This window comes from Streptomyces sp. NPDC088794 (assembly GCF_044750545.1).
Taxonomy (GTDB): Bacteria; Actinomycetota; Actinomycetes; order Streptomycetales; family Streptomycetaceae; genus Streptomyces.
The window spans coordinates 631,971-645,995 of the sequence record NZ_JBIVKB010000004.1; the positions used below are offsets into that span (position 1 = coordinate 631,971).

A 14,025-nucleotide genomic window follows, 5' to 3' on the forward strand; every position below is an offset into this window, starting at 1 on the left:
TGAGTCCTCCGTCAGGCGCGGCGCTGGGTCGCCCACACTAACCGCACAGCTCCGCCTCAGGTGTCGCCACCGGGGAAACGCGACCCCCTACAAGTGGTCATTCCCTCTCAATCCCGAACACGGATCCGCTACCAGCGATAGGGCGCGTACACGTCCATGCACTGGCCCTTGTCCGAGCCGTTGATGGCGTCGGCGTTGTCCGGCAGGTCACCGGCCTGCGGCGCGGACTGCTTCGGATACGCCGTGCCCTCCCGCCAGTCGGCGCCCACCACGACCGTGACTCCCGACACATCGGTCGACTTCTTCACCGAACTCAGCGGAATCCCGAGGGACTTGGCGACCGCCTGGGCGTCACCCTCCAGATCGGCGCTCGGGTACCGCACCACCGTCTTCTCCTCGGCGAGCGTCGCCGTGGTGTCCGCCGCGGCCCGGGTGAAGCCCTTGCCCGTGAGCGTCTGGGCGATGGTGCGTGCCCGGCCGGAGACCGGCGCCCGGTCCGAGCTGCGGGTGGCGTTCTGCACCAGCACGCCGAGCGCGCCCGCGTCGACCGAGGGCGCCTCGGTGGCCGTACTCGTGCCCTTGCTCTTCTTCTTGGCGTCCGACGCCTTGCCGTTCTTGTCGAGCGGCACGTCGTCGCGGAGCATCTGCCACAGCTTGTCGGCGTTGGTGGCGTCCGGCACCACGTGGTCGCTGTTCTGGGCGTCCGCGACGTTCGGCATCGTCAGCGACGTGATCCGGTCGGACGGCACCGACTTGAGCTGCATGCCCAGGTCGTAGAGCTTCTTGACGGTGCCGATCTCCTCGGACACCGTCAGCGACTTGGTGGCCGCCTCGGCCAGGCCGGTCAGCCGCCCGGTGTCGGTGAAGACGTTCTGCTTCGTCAGCGTGCGCATCATCGAGTTGAGGTACATGTGCTGGGCCCTGGCCCGCATCAGGTCGCTGCCCCAGGCGTGCCGGGTGCGCAGCCACTGCAGCGCCTTCTCGCCCTCGACCTTGTGCGTGCCGGCCGTCAGCTTCAGCCCCGAACCGCCGGGTACGGCGGCCGTCGGGTGGTCCCACACGTTCTGCCGTACACAGACGTCGACGCCGCCGATGGCGTCCGCCATCCGCACCACGCCGGCGAAGTCGATCGTCATCCAGTGGTCGATGTAGACCCCGGTGAGGTTCTCCCAGGTGGCCAGCGTGCAGCCGGCGCCGCCGCGGGCCAGCGACTCGTTGATGATGGTGTTGGTCGCCGGGTACACCTTGCCGGTGTCCGGGTCCTTGCACTTGGGGATGTCGACCCGGGTGTCCCGCGGGATGCTGACCATCGCGGCGCTCTTGCGGTCCGCGGAGAGGTGGATGAGCATCTGCACGTCGCCGCGCGGCGGGCTGCCCACGTCGTTCTTCGAGCCGCCCAGCTTGAGGTTCGCGGCGGAGTTACGGCTGTCGGAGCCGATCAGCAGGATGTTCATCGGCGTCTGCCCGTCCGCGTTCGGACCGGTCTTCCGCGCCTTCGAGTCGCCGCTGCTGCGCTGGCCCTTCTCGATGTTGCCGTTCAGGTGCTCGTAGTAGAGGTATCCGGCGCCGGCCGTCCCGAGTATCAGGACCGACAGGGTCAGCGCCGACCAACGCAGCACCCGGTGACCGCGTTTGGGCGGTTGTCTGCGTCGGCCGGACCCCTCCGGTTCGGCGGGGCCACCGGCGCCGCCGTCCTCCGGATCACGAGCGTGCCGGACGTCGTCGAACGTCCCTTCCCCGCGCACACTGCTCTGCGTCATTCCTCTGTCTCCCCACCCCTGCGCCTGAAAGAAGCCGAAAAATCCGAAATGGAAGCGAACAGGCCTGCCGTGCATCTAGTGAGATGCACGGCAGGCCCTTCAGGATCGCTTCGAGCCCTTGCGGATTACTTGGCGCACTCGACCTTGTCCGCGGTGGACTTCTGGACCCCTTCCGGAGTGGACCCGGAGGCGGCGTTGATCTTGACTCCGGCGCCCTTGAAGTCCTTGCCGAGGGTGAGCGTCATCGTCGGCAGGCCCTGGGAGTTGGTCACGCTCTTGCCCGGCTTCAGCGCCGAGCCGGACAGGCCCATGATGGCGGCCAGGCGGCGGGCCTGGGAGGCCTGGTCGGGGGCGTACTCGAGAGTGGTCTTCGCCAGCGCCGCGTCCGCGTTGCCGGCGTTCTCGGACTTCAGTACGCCCTCGTCGTTCTGCAGGTAGTTCAGCTCCGCCTGCGCGCTGCCGGCCGCGGCGCCGCCGTTGAGGATCCGCACCCGGACGTCCGCGGCGGCGGACTTGGTGCCCTTCAACCGGGCGGCCACGGCGGCGGCTTCCTTCTTCTGCTGCTGCTTGACCGCGGTGAACGACACGTCGTTCTTGATCATGTCGAAGACCTGCGGTGCCGTCGTGTCGTTGAGGACGACGGTCGCCGCGACCTTCTCGGCCGGGTTGTCGACCACCGGGACCGTGGTGAAGGTCAGGTTCTTCGGGTTGAGCTTGCCCAGCTCCAGACCGAGGTCCTTCAGCTTGCCGATGCTGTCGAGCTTGGAGTCGACGGTCAGCGCCTTGGTGCCGGTCTCCGCCAGCTTCAGCATCTTCGTCGGGTTGGTGAGCGTGGAGTTGGACTTCAGCTTCCGCATCAGCGCGCTCAGGAACTGCTGTTGGAGCGTGATCCGGCTCAGGTCACCGCCGAAGCCCACCGAGTGCCGGGTGCGCACGAAGGCCAGCGCCTGCTCGCCGGAGATGTTGTGGGTGCCCTTGGACAGCTTCAGATGCGAGTCCGGGTCGTCGATGTCCTTGGCCAGACAGACCTCGACCCCGCCGACCGCGTCCGTCAGCGTCTTCACCGCGTTGAAGTCGGCCACCATGAAGTTGTCCGGCGTGATCCCGGTCAGCTCGGTGACGGTCCGCATGGTGCAGCTGGGCGTCCGTGAGTCCTGGCCCAGGCTGGTGTTGAAGCGGACGTCGGTCGAGCCCGGGATGACCTTGGAGGAGCCGTCGTCCTGGGTGGTCGGGCAGTCCGGGATGTCGGTGATCAGGTCGCGCGGGATGCTCAACGCGGTCGCGTTGGAGCGGTCCTTGGAGACGTGCAGCAGGATCGTGGTGTCGGCGTGGCCGACGCTGCCGGCGTCGCCGTACTTCGTGTTGCCCGCGCCGGTGCGCTTGTCGGTGCCGATCAACAGGATGTTGATCGCCTTGTCCTTGTTGAAGCCACCGGTGCTCGCGCCGTCGTCGGAGACGGCCGTGATGTTGTCGTTGAGGTGCTCGATGTAGAGATAGGCGGCGCTCGCCGTGCCCACGAGCACGAACGCCATGATGCCGCCGGTCCACAACAGGACCTTCTTGGTCCTCGACTTCTTCTTCACCGGCCGCCGGCCGCGCCGCCCCGGCAACGGTTCCTCGGGCGCCCCGCGCCGCCGACGCGAGGGCTGCGCCTCGCGCTCGGGAGCCTGCGGTGCCGCCCGTCCCGCCGCCCGCCCGGGCGCCGCCGAACGGACCGCGCCCTGCGAGGCGGACCTGCGCGGCCCCGGCACACCTGATTGCGGTGCGGAAGGGGTCAGTCGCAGTTCGTATTCACCGGTGTTCGGGTTGAGTACCCACTGGTCTGCGGGGTCGATGTCGTCCGCCCGCCCACGGCTTTGCGCGTCCACGGTTGTCCGAATCCTCCGTCGGGGCCACGCAAGCGCCTTCCCCCCTGCAAGGCGCTCGTCGGTCACACAGTGCACGACGCCAGGAAGCACCTCGCGGCCGAACGCACCGGATCGCTCACACTATCCGCCCTGTTCACTGCCGGGGGACCGCGGTGACGAATTGCACGTGCGGGCAACCGGTCAATTCGCCCATTTTCTCGGACATTAGTGCGCCGATTTGGTGAGCGCTTTACCCGCACAAGTCTTCGGCGGCGGTGTTGCCGCGGAACGTCGGCCCGGGAGAAACATCGACCACGGGCTCGTCGGGCCGCTTTCCGTCTGCCTTTCCGTCGTCGTCCCCGTACTCGCCGTAGTCATAAGCGTCTTCGTACGACCCCTCGTACGAAGACTCCTCCCCGTCCCCGTACGAGTTCTCCTCGTCGTCGGACACCGAATTGCGGCTCTTTGCGGCGGAATCCCGCGGAATTTCCTTCGCCACCGCGAGCGGCGCGTCCGTGCGCAGCCGTTCGAACAGTTTCTCGGCCTCGGGTTCCACGAGCTGGTCGCGATTGGCGTTGTAGACGTACGACTCCCGCGGCACGGTAAGGAATTGCACACGTTCCGTGGGGATGTCGCGTACCCCGCGCACGAGTTCGTACAACCCGCGCAGGCTCGCCAGATCCGGATCGGTCGTCAGCGACGAAGTCGCCGCGTCCAGCACGGGATAGAGCTTCACCGGATTCAGCAGTACGTCATTGCCGCGCACCTTGTTGACCAGCGCCCCGAGGAACCGCTGCTGACGGTCCATCCGGTCGGTGTCACTGCCGTTGCCCAGCGACTTGCGGGCCCGTACATAGCCGAGCGCCTGCTCCCCGTCGAGCGTCACCTTGCCCGCGCGCAGGTTCAGCTTGGCGGCCTTGTCGTGAATGGGCCGACGCAGACAGATCTCCACCCCGTCCACGGCGTCGACCATCTCCTTGAACCCGTGGAAGTCGACGACCATGTGATGGTCGATCCGCACATCCGTCAACTTCTCCACGGTCCGGATGGTGCAGGCCGAACCACCCGTCTGGAACGCGTAGTTGAACATCGCGAACATCGGTTCGGTCCGGGTCCCGTCCGGCCGCAGACAGGCCGGCACGTCCACCATCAGGTCGCGCGGCAGCGAGACGGCGGTGGCGGCGCGCCGCCCGGCGGCCAGATGCAGCAGGATCGTCGTGTCCGACCGCTCGGTCCCCGAGTCCCGCCCGTAGCGCGCGTTCCCGGCCCCCGACCGCGAGTCCGACCCGATCAGCAGGATGTTCTGCGCGTCCTTGACGAGCGAGGTCGGCCGCTCCTTCTCGTACCGCGCCAGCTCGGCCGCCGCCGCGTCGTCGGGCGTGATGTTCCCGTCGAGCTTCGCGTAGAGCACCCACCCGCCGCCGGCGGCCACGACCACCAGGACGGCGACCCCGAGCCCCCCGTACTTGACCCACTTCCGCCGACGCCGCCGTATGAGCCCCTTACCGCTCGCCGACGACCCGGCGCCGGGCCCGAGGGTGCCTGCGCTGTCGGTCACGGCGGATCCCCCTCATGGCATACGAGCATGCGGCGCGGTCTGCTCCTACGACCATGGCGTGGATGGCGGCGCAGGGGTGAGTGGAGGTGGGCCGAACGGGGGAGTCGGCCGGTCACCCACCAGTGGCCCTACCTCGCCGTGGCGCTGACGCGCTCGCTCTCGATCCGCTTGGCCAGGGCGTCCTCGCCGAGTTGGTCCAGATTCCGGCAGAGCACCACGGACCCGCCGGTGGCGAGCGGCCCGTACAGCCCGGCATTGAGCCCTTCCCAGGTGTCGTACGAGAGCCCCGACAGGATCCGCGACCCCGGCCCGGTCAGCCCGAGCGCCGTCGCCTCCTCCCGCGCCCGCTCGACGACCTCGGCCCCGCTGAAGCTCCGCCCGGCCACGATCAGCGCGGGCTCCTCCGGGTCCACCGGGGAGAACGGCGCGAACCGGTCCCCCTGGCTCGGCACCTCGACGGCGTAGTCGGCGAAGCCCTCCGGAGCCTGCGGGAACCGTCCGCCCAGCGGCCGCAGCGCGAGAGCGACCCGCTCGCCCCGGCACGCCCGCGCCGCGTCCAGCGAGTCGGGCCCGCTCACGACCACGTCGGCCGCCCCCGCGTCCCCGCCCACGTCCGCGACCACGCCGACCGACGCGCACGCCAGCAGCCACACCGCCGTCTGCCAGTGCGCCGGCAGCAGCAGCGCGACCCGGTCGCCGGGGGCGGCGGCGAGGTCGCTCTGGAGGAGGTTCGCGGTCTTGGCCACCCAATTGGCGAAGGTGGCCACGGACAATTCCACGCGCTCGCCCGTGGCGTCGTCGTAGAAGGTCACCAGGGGGCGTCCCGGGTCCGCGGCGAGCGCGGAACGCAGCAGGTCGGCAGGGGTGCGGTCGGTGGCGTTCACCCGCGCAAGGGTACGCGGGAGGGACGGTGCGCGGCCGGGTGCGGGGCCACCGGTTCGGCGCAGCGGGAGCCGACGGTCCGTCAGTTCCCAAATGGACAGATATATATGACTATGTCCAACATCGGATGCATGCGTGGATTCCTTGCTTCCTCGGTCGGCGTCGCCTGTGCGGCCGCCCTCGCCCTTCCGCTGACCCCGCCGGCGTCCGCCGCGGCGAGTCCGGCGTCGAGCCGCACGGCGTCCATGCCGGCGGCCCACCCGGCCGGCCTCTCCGGCGGCACCCAGTCCCTGCCCCTCACTCCCCTCACCCGCGCCCGCGTCCTCGGCTCCGCCGCCTCCGAACAGGGCCTGGCCCGCCGGGACGTACGCCACTTCTCGATGGTCGGCGTCATCTGGGACGACCCGGACACCGCCCTGCACGGCAGCGTCCAGGTCCGCACCCGCGCCACCGACTCCGGCACCTGGTCGGACTGGCAGGACCTCGGGACCCACAACGACGACGCGCCCGACCCCGACTCCGCCGAGCGCACCTCGGGCCGCGTCCACGGCTCCACGGCGCCGCTGTGGGTGGGCGACTCGGACGGCGTGGAGGTCCGCGTCCGCGCCGAGAGCGCGAGCCGTACGGAGGACACGGCCCGCGGCACCCGCACGCTGACGTCCGCGACCGGGCTCCCGACGGGCCTGCGTCTCGAACTGGTGGACCCGGGGGAGCCGGGTGCGGGGGAGCCGGCCGGGTCGGAGCCGGTGACGCGGGCGGGGACCCCGCCCGAGGCCACCGAGATCCCGGCGCTGGACCTGCGGGCCACCGAACAGGAAGTACAAGCGCTCTACGGCAGCGAATTGACGCGGAGTCAGCGGGTGAAGCCGTACATCGGCCCTCGTCCGCGCATCATCACCCGGCGCGGCTGGGGCGCGGACGAGAAGCTGCGCGAGAAGAAGTTCGTCTACACGAGGAACGTCAAGGCGGCTTTCGTACACCACACGGACACCGGCAACGGGTACAAGTGTTCGCAGGCGGCCTCCGTCATCCGCGGTATCTACCGCTACCACGTCCAGAGCATGGGCTGGCGGGACATCGGCTACAACTTCCTCGTCGACAAGTGCGGAACCATCTACGAGGGCCGGGCCGGGGGAGTGGCGAAGCCGGTGCTGGGCGCCCACACCCTCGGGTTCAACACCAAGAGCATGGGGATCGCGGTCCTCGGCAGCTTCGGCTCGGCCAAGCCGCCGACCGCCGCGGTGAAGGCGATCGCCCGCCTCACGGCCTGGAAGCTCGGGATCTGGGGCGGCAATCCGAAGGGAAAGACATATTTGAAGTCCGGGGGTGGCAATCTCTACCGAAAAGGAAAGAACGTACGACTGAATGTGATCTCCGGTCACCGTGACGGCTTCGCCACGGACTGCCCGGGCCTGCAGCTCTACCGCAAGCTCGGCACGACCCGCACGACTGCCGCTCGCTTCCAGGGCCGCTGACCGGCGGGCGGGACCGGGGACCGCACGCACCGCCATCGGGGGGCACTGGGTGGAATCGCGGGATGCCGCACGGCCGTCGAAGGCGCCGCACAACGGTCTGCATACACTTGCCGGTCGAAAGTCAGTTCGGCCGGTCCCGGCAGGAAGCAGAGACGACAGGTGACAGAAGCGATTCTCCTGGTCGGCGGCAAGGGCACGCGGCTCCGCCCGCTCACGGTGCACACGCCGAAGCCCATGGTCCGGGCGGCGGGTGTCCCCTTCCTCACGCACCAGTTGGCGAGAGCGAGAGCGGCGGGGGTCGAACACATCGTCCTCGCCACGTCCTACCTGGCCGAGGTCTTCGAACCGCACTTCGGTGACGGTTCGTCCCTGGGCCTGCATCTCGAGTACGTCACGGAGGAGGAACCCCTCGGCACGGGCGGCGCCATCCGCAACGTGGCCTCGCGCCTCCACTCGGGCCCCGACGACCCGGTCCTGATCTTCAACGGCGACATCCTGACGGGCCTGGACATCCGTCGCCTGGTCCACACCCATGAGGAGACGGGCGCGGACGTGTCCCTCCACCTCACGAAGGTGACGGACCCGAGGGCGTACGGCCTGGTCCCGACGGACGAAACGGGCCGAGTCCTCGCCTTCCTCGAAAAGCCCCAGACCCCCGAGGAGATCGTCACCGACCAGATCAACGCCGGGGCGTACGTCTTCCGCCGCTCGATCATCGACACGATCCCGGCGGGCCGGCCCGTGTCCGTCGAACGCGAAACGTTCCCCGACCTCCTCTCCGCGGGCGCCCACCTCCAGGGCATGGTCGACTCCACGTACTGGCTCGACCTGGGCACCCCCGCCGCCTTCGTACGCGGCTCCGCGGACCTGGTCCTGGGCCACGCCCCGTCCCCGGCCATCCCGGGCCGCTGCGGAGACCGCCTGGTCCTCCCCACGGCAAGGGTGGCCCCGGACGCGAAACTGACGGGCGGCACGGTGGTGGGAGAAGGAGCCTTCGTGGCCGAGGGCGCGAGGGTCTTCGGCTCAACGATCCTCCCCGGCGCCGTGATCGAACCCGGCGCCGTCATCACCGACTCCCTCATCGGCACCCGGGCCCGCGTGGGCGAACGCTCCGTCCTCACCGGCACGGTCATCGGCGACGGCGCGATCATCGGCGCCGACAACGAACTCCGGGACGGCGTCAGGGTGTGGTGCGACGCCCGAATCCCGGCGGGCTCGGTGAGGTTCTCTTCGGATCAGTAGGGGCGGGCCGGTTCCCTCCGGGGGAGGGACGATCGCTTCCCGGACCGGCATCCAGCGCGCTCCGCTCGGCGCGAGCTGGATGCCGGTCCGAGTCTTTGACCCGATCCGGCGTTCGGGCCACGCCTCTCGGATGCTGGCCCGCATCTCGTTGAGCCTGTCGGGCGTCCGGGGTCGGGGCTGTGCCGTCCCGATCCCCTACCCACCCCCAGGGGGTTCCGTCTCATGGTCCCTGGTCCGCATCTTTGAGCTCGTCCGGCGTCCGAGGCCAAGGCTCTGCCGTCCCGATCCCCCACCCACCCGCAGGGGGCTGCGCCTATCGGATGTTGGCGCGGGCGTCTGTTTTTCATCTCGTCCGGTGTCCGGGGCCGAGGCTGTGCCGTCCCGATCCTCCGCCTACCCGCAGGGGGCTGCGCCTCTCGGATGTTGGCGCGGGCGTCTGTTTTTCATCTCGTCCGGTGTTCGAGGTCGAGGCTGTGCCGTCCCGAACCCCCACCCACCCCAGGGGGCTGCGCCTCTTGAACCCCGGTCCGTATCTTTCAGCCCGTCCGGTGTTCGAGGCCGAGGCTTTGCCATCCCGAACCCCCACCCACCCCAAGGGGCTGCGCCTCTCGAGCTCCGGTCCGTATCTTTTAGCCCGTCCGGCGTTTGAGGACGAGGCCGTTCAGGCCGAAGCGGGGTCTGGGGGCGCAGCCCCCAGTGGGGTCGAAGGGGCAGCGCCCCTGGGGATGGGACGGGTAGGGGCGGCGGGGGCGAAAAACGCCCGTCAGTACACAGCCGTACGCCTCAAAGCCGCCCAATGTCCCCGACAGGCATCCGCGGAGCCCGCCGCGCCGGCCCCCGCCCACTCAACAAGATCAACCGAGCCGCCCGATGCCGCTGCCCCGCATACGGCTCCAACAACTCCAACATCACGGAGTCGTCCGCATCCCGATCCCCCGCCAACACCCACCCCACGATCCCCGGCAGATGCAGATCCCCCACAGTCACCGCATCCGCCGCCCCATGACTCCGCTGCACCACCTCCGCCGAGGTCCACGGCCCCACCCCCGGCACCACCTCCAACCGCTCCCGCGCCGCCTCCGGAGACATCACCACCGCCTCCTCCAACCGCCGAGCCACCCGAACCGCCCGCAGAATCGTCGACGCCCGCTTGTCGTCCACCCCGGCCCGATGCCACTCCCACGACGGAATCAACGCCCACGCCCGAGCCCCCGGCATCACCCACAACCGCCCCCGCACCGCCGCCGCAGGCCCCGGCGCCGGCTCCCCGAACCTCCGCACCAACAACCGCCACGCCCGATACGCCTCATCGGTCGTGACCTTCTGCTCCAACACCGACGGAATCAACGACTCCAGCACCAACCCGGTCCGCGTCAACCGCAGCCCCGGCCGCCGATGCCGCGCAACCGCCACCACCCGATGCCGAGGCGCGAACGCCTCAGGATCATCGGCAGCGCCAAGCAGTTCGGGCAACCGCTCAAGCAGCCACGCACCCCCCGGCCCCCAGGCCTCCCCCCGCACCTCATCGCCCCGCACGGAGACCCGCAAGGTCCCCGGCCCACCCGGCGTCCGGCAGGCCCGCCACACGGACCCGTCCGACATCGCCCGAAACGTCGGATCCCCGGGCCCCCGCCGCAACGGCCCGAGCACCAGCCCGAGATCCACGGGCCACCCCGGCACCCAAGTCCGCACCAGCCCGGACTCCTCGCTCTGCCGAGGCACTCCGGACGGCACGACGACATGCCCACCGCGCACAGACGTACGGGTGGGCCGCGGAGCGAAACGTCCTGCCACGAATGAAGTCCTATGAAGTCCTGGGAAGCGCCTGGGAAGCGAAAGTCGGAAACCAGAGCCTAGGCGCTCGTACGACGAACAGACGGCGAATCGAACCACGCACCCCCGCCCCGACTCACCGCACCTCGACGAACGCCCCCACATCCCGCTCCGCCCGAGCCCGCGGCTCCTCCGCCGCATGCCCGACCGCCACCGCCCCCATCGGATCCCACCCCTCCGGCAACCCCAACACCTCACGCACCACATCCCGGCAGAACATCGTCGAGGAGACCCACGCGGACCCGAGCCGCTCCCCGGCCAGCGCCACCAGGAAGTTCTGCACACCCGCCCCCACCGCGACCACGAACATCTCCCGCTCGGCCCCGTCCCGCCGCGCGTCCCCGTAGTCGTGCGACCCGTCCATCACCAGACAGGGCACCACCAGATACGGCGCGTTCCGCAGTACGTCCCCCCGCCGCACCCGCTTGGCGATGGACTCCTCCGACTTCCCGTCCCGCCGCAGATCGCCGATCCAGGCATCCCGCATCGCGTCGAGCAACCGCGTCCGCGCATCCGCCGACTCCAGCAGCACGAACCGCCACGGCGTCGTGTGATGCGGCGCCGGCGCGGTCACCGCCGCGGCCACCGCCCGCCGTACCGCCCCGCCGTCGACGGCCTCGTCGGTGAAGGCCCGTACCGTACGGCGCCGGGTCACCGCCTCCCGTACCGCCTCGGACGTGCCCAGCCGGAACATGTCGTCGCGCGCGTCCCGCACCATGGCCCGCGCCCCCTCCCCGTGCTCGCGCCGGTCGGTCACCACGTGCGCCAGCCCGCGCACGACGGCGACGGGCAGCCCGGCGGTCTTGCCCTTGACCAGGTCACCGGCCGCGGCGAGCTCGTCCGCCGTCGCCACGACCGTCGCGCTGAGCGGATTGCCGTGGGTGTCCGTGCCGCCGCGCAGATCGTCCACCACGCGCACTCCGGCGGCGCCGATCGCGACGTCCGTGAGCCCCGAGCGCCACGGTCGCCCGAAGGTGTCGGTCACCAGGACCCCCACGTTGACGCCGAGGGCGTCCCGCAGCCCGTCCCGGATCGCCCGCGCGGACGCGTCCGGATCCTCGGGCAGCAACAGCACCGTCCCGGCAGGGGTGTTGGAGGCGTCGACCCCGGCGGCGGCCATGACGAGCCCCTGCCGGTTCTCCACGATCCTGAGCGGCCCGCGCCGGGCCACGACCCGGACGGTCTCGGCGTCGATCGCGGCCTCCCGGTCGTCCGCCTCGACGACCCGCCCCTCCGCCTTGGACACCACCTTCGAGGTGACGAGCAACACGTCCCCGTCGACCAGCCCGGGCTCGGCCTCGGCGATCAACTTCCCGAGATCGTCCCCCCGCTGCACCTCGGGCAACCCGCCCACGGCCCAGACCCGGAACCCCTCGACGCCCGCGCCGCTGCCCGTGCCTGCGCCGCTTTCCGAGCCGCCGCCGCTCGCAGCATCCGCGCCGACACCAGTGCCACTCCCCGAATCCGCGCCCCGCGCGGGACCCGCCCCGCTCACCGCACCCGCCCCGCTCACGCCCCCCGCACCTCCTCCGCCAGTGCCAGCGCCTCTCGCGCCATCTCCGCCGTCGTGTCCAGGTCGGTCATCATCAGCGGCACCGCCCGGCACCGGATCCCGGCCGACTCCACGCGCTGAACCGCGTCCGCGTCCACCGTGTCGACCAGCCAGCCGTCGAGCAGTCCTGAGCCGTAGTGCTCGGCCACCGCCGCGGCCGTGGACTCCACGCCGACCGCCGCGAGCACCTTGTCGGCCATGCCGCGCACGGGCGCGTTCCCGACGATGGGGGAGAGGCCGACCACCGGCACGCCCGCGTCGGCGATCGCCTCGCGGATGCCGGGCACGGCGAGGATCGTGCCGACGGAGACGACCGGGTTGGACGGCGGGAAGAGGATGACGTCCGCCTCGGAGATCGCCTCCAGGACACCCGGCGCCGGCTTCGACAGCTCGGCGCCGACGGGCACGACCGCCTCGGCCGGCACGGAGGCCCGCAGCCGCACCCAGTACTCCTGGAAGTGCACGGCCTTGCGCTCGCCGTCGACCTCCACGGCCACATGCGTCTCGACCCGGTCGTCGGTCATCGGGATCAGCCGTACGCCCGGCTGCCACCGGTCGCACAACGCCTCCGTCACGGCGCTCAGCGGAAAGCCCGCCCCGAGCATCTGGGTCCGCACGATGTGCGTGGCGAAGTCCCGGTCGCCGAGCCCGAACCACTCGGGCCCCACGCCGTACGCCGCGAGCTCCTCCTTCAGATGGAAGGTCTCCTCGGCCCGCCCCCAGCCCTGCTCCTCGTTGATACCGCCACCGAGCGTGTACATCACCGTGTCGAGGTCCGGGCAGACCTTCAGCCCGAAGAGGTGGATGTCGTCCCCGGTGTTGCCGATGACGGTGATGTCCGCGTCCGGCACGGCCTGCTTGAGACCGCGCAGGAACCGGGCACCGCCGATGCCGCCTGCCAGAACCACAATGCGCATGGGGCAAGTCTTGCAGGCGGGTACGACAACGCGTCAGGCAGTCACCGCACGCGGCTCGGTCCGGGCCTCGCAGTGCGGGGAGGTGTGCATCGGCATCTCGGTCAGGCCCGGGTAGTAGACGTGCAGGCTCACCGCCGGCTCCAGCGCGTCGTTCACGACCTCGTGCACGTACCCCGGCGCGAACACCCGCTGCGCGCCTGCGTCCAACGCGCGCGTGGTCCGCTCGGTGCGTTCGGTCAGCGTGCCCTCCAGGACGGTCAGCACGCCGGAGGACCGTCCGTGGTCGTGCGGTCCGCTGCCCTGACCGGGCACCCAGGACAGCAGCCACACCTCGTAGCCGGGCCCGGTGCGCAGCCGGTGGTACCAGCGCGCCGTGGCGTCGTAGCGGACGAGGTGCGCCCACTGCGTGCGGTCGGCGGCGATGGAGCGGGCCATGCCGACGAACTCGGCCACGGTGGCCGGGTGCTCGCGCGGCGGCTGCAGCAGATGCGGGACCTCGAGGATGTCGCCGGCGATCTGGAGGTCGTTGTCGCTGTTCATTCGGTGCGCTGGTTCCTCAGTGAAAGAAGGTCAGAGGGAACGGAAACAGAGAACGAATCGTGGTCGACTCGGTTTCCAGCTGGAGCGGGGTGTGGCTCAACAGCTGGAACAGCAACAGCTACAGCGAGCGCGGGCAGCACCGTGGGACCCGGCGGTGCGGGTCGAGGTGAGTGCCAAGTTCGCGAGCATGCCCACAAGGACATCGGTTCACACCTTCAGTGTCAACTCGACGCCCGGATCGTGGGACGTGGTTCACCCCATCCGGTTCATGTCCGAGGCGAAAGGTTTGTCCATGCGCCCACCGGGACACATGGCGCACAACCGGGCGCACAAACCTCGTTGCGTTCCCGTGATCCGAATGTGATCCGGTTCGCCCCGAGGTGCGCGTGGAACGAGATCGGATCTCTGGGCGTCCTTCC

The 14,025-nt window shown here is 70.4% G+C and carries 10 protein-coding genes; 2 read left to right on the forward strand and 8 right to left on the reverse strand.

Annotation, left to right across the window (positions count from 1 at the left end):
* Positions 1–128: 128 nt before the first annotated feature.
* From ACIP6U_RS15405 to ACIP6U_RS15420, 4 genes are all read right to left on the reverse strand, one after another.
* On the reverse strand, positions 129–1,760 hold the full coding sequence (locus tag ACIP6U_RS15405) for an LCP family protein (protein ID WP_401716897.1): 1,632 nt from the start codon (positions 1,758–1,760) through the stop codon (positions 129–131).
* Positions 1,761–1,885: 125 nt separating this feature from the next.
* Positions 1,886–3,628, reverse strand: a complete 1,743-nt coding sequence (locus ACIP6U_RS15410) for an LCP family protein (RefSeq protein ID WP_401716900.1) — start codon at positions 3,626–3,628, stop codon at positions 1,886–1,888.
* 229 nt (positions 3,629–3,857) lie between these two features.
* On the reverse strand, positions 3,858–5,165 hold the full coding sequence (locus ACIP6U_RS15415; RefSeq protein ID WP_401716902.1) for an LCP family protein: 1,308 nt from the start codon (positions 5,163–5,165) through the stop codon (positions 3,858–3,860).
* Positions 5,166–5,293: 128 nt separating this feature from the next.
* Complete coding sequence (locus tag ACIP6U_RS15420; RefSeq protein ID WP_401716905.1) at positions 5,294–6,049, reverse strand: TIGR03089 family protein; 756 nt, start codon at positions 6,047–6,049, stop codon at positions 5,294–5,296.
* A 129-nt stretch (positions 6,050–6,178) separates the two neighbouring features.
* Between ACIP6U_RS15420 and ACIP6U_RS15425 the strand changes: the two genes are divergently transcribed.
* Together ACIP6U_RS15425 and ACIP6U_RS15430 are read left to right on the forward strand one after the other, a co-directional pair.
* Entirely contained in the window at positions 6,179–7,522 is a 1,344-nt protein-coding gene (locus ACIP6U_RS15425; protein ID WP_401716908.1) for a peptidoglycan recognition protein, read from the forward strand.
* Positions 7,523–7,681: 159 nt separating this feature from the next.
* A complete protein-coding gene (locus tag ACIP6U_RS15430) occupies positions 7,682–8,764 on the forward strand; it encodes a sugar phosphate nucleotidyltransferase (RefSeq protein ID WP_401716910.1) in 1,083 nt (360 codons plus the stop codon).
* Between the two features lie 783 nt (positions 8,765–9,547).
* Here the strand turns inward: ACIP6U_RS15430 and ACIP6U_RS15435 are convergent.
* The 4 genes from ACIP6U_RS15435 to ACIP6U_RS15450 all read right to left on the reverse strand — a co-directional run bounded on the left by ACIP6U_RS15435 (position 9,548) and on the right by ACIP6U_RS15450 (position 13,606).
* Positions 9,548–10,558: a DNA-3-methyladenine glycosylase family protein gene (locus ACIP6U_RS15435; protein ID WP_401716913.1), complete on the reverse strand. Its 1,011-nt coding sequence runs from the start codon at positions 10,556–10,558 to the stop codon at positions 9,548–9,550.
* A 115-nt stretch (positions 10,559–10,673) separates the two neighbouring features.
* Positions 10,674–12,110 carry a coenzyme F420-0:L-glutamate ligase gene (locus ACIP6U_RS15440; RefSeq protein ID WP_401716916.1) on the reverse strand — a complete coding sequence of 479 codons (1,437 nt, stop codon included), beginning with the start codon at positions 12,108–12,110 and terminating at the stop codon, positions 10,674–10,676.
* Entirely contained in the window at positions 12,107–13,066 is a 960-nt protein-coding gene (gene cofD, locus ACIP6U_RS15445; RefSeq protein ID WP_401716919.1) for a 2-phospho-L-lactate transferase, read from the reverse strand. The genes ACIP6U_RS15440 and cofD overlap by 4 nt, the downstream gene beginning before the upstream one ends.
* Positions 13,067–13,099: 33 nt before the next feature.
* Positions 13,100–13,606, reverse strand: coding sequence for a cysteine dioxygenase (locus ACIP6U_RS15450; protein WP_401716922.1), 507 nt, complete (start codon positions 13,604–13,606; stop codon positions 13,100–13,102).
* Between the last annotated feature and the right edge of the window lie 419 nt (positions 13,607–14,025).

Excerpts from the sequence above, each read along its gene's own strand:
- ACIP6U_RS15405 (WP_401716897.1), bottom strand. The coding sequence starts at position 1,760 with ATGACGCAGAGCAGTGTGCGCGGGGAAGGGACGTTCGACGACGTCCGG.
- ACIP6U_RS15425 (WP_401716908.1), top strand. The coding sequence starts at position 6,179 with ATGCGTGGATTCCTTGCTTCCTCGGTCGGCGTCGCCTGTGCGGCCGCC.
- cofD (WP_401716919.1), bottom strand. The coding sequence starts at position 13,066 with ATGCGCATTGTGGTTCTGGCAGGCGGCATCGGCGGTGCCCGGTTCCTG.
- ACIP6U_RS15450 (WP_401716922.1), bottom strand. The coding sequence starts at position 13,606 with ATGAACAGCGACAACGACCTCCAGATCGCCGGCGACATCCTCGAGGTC.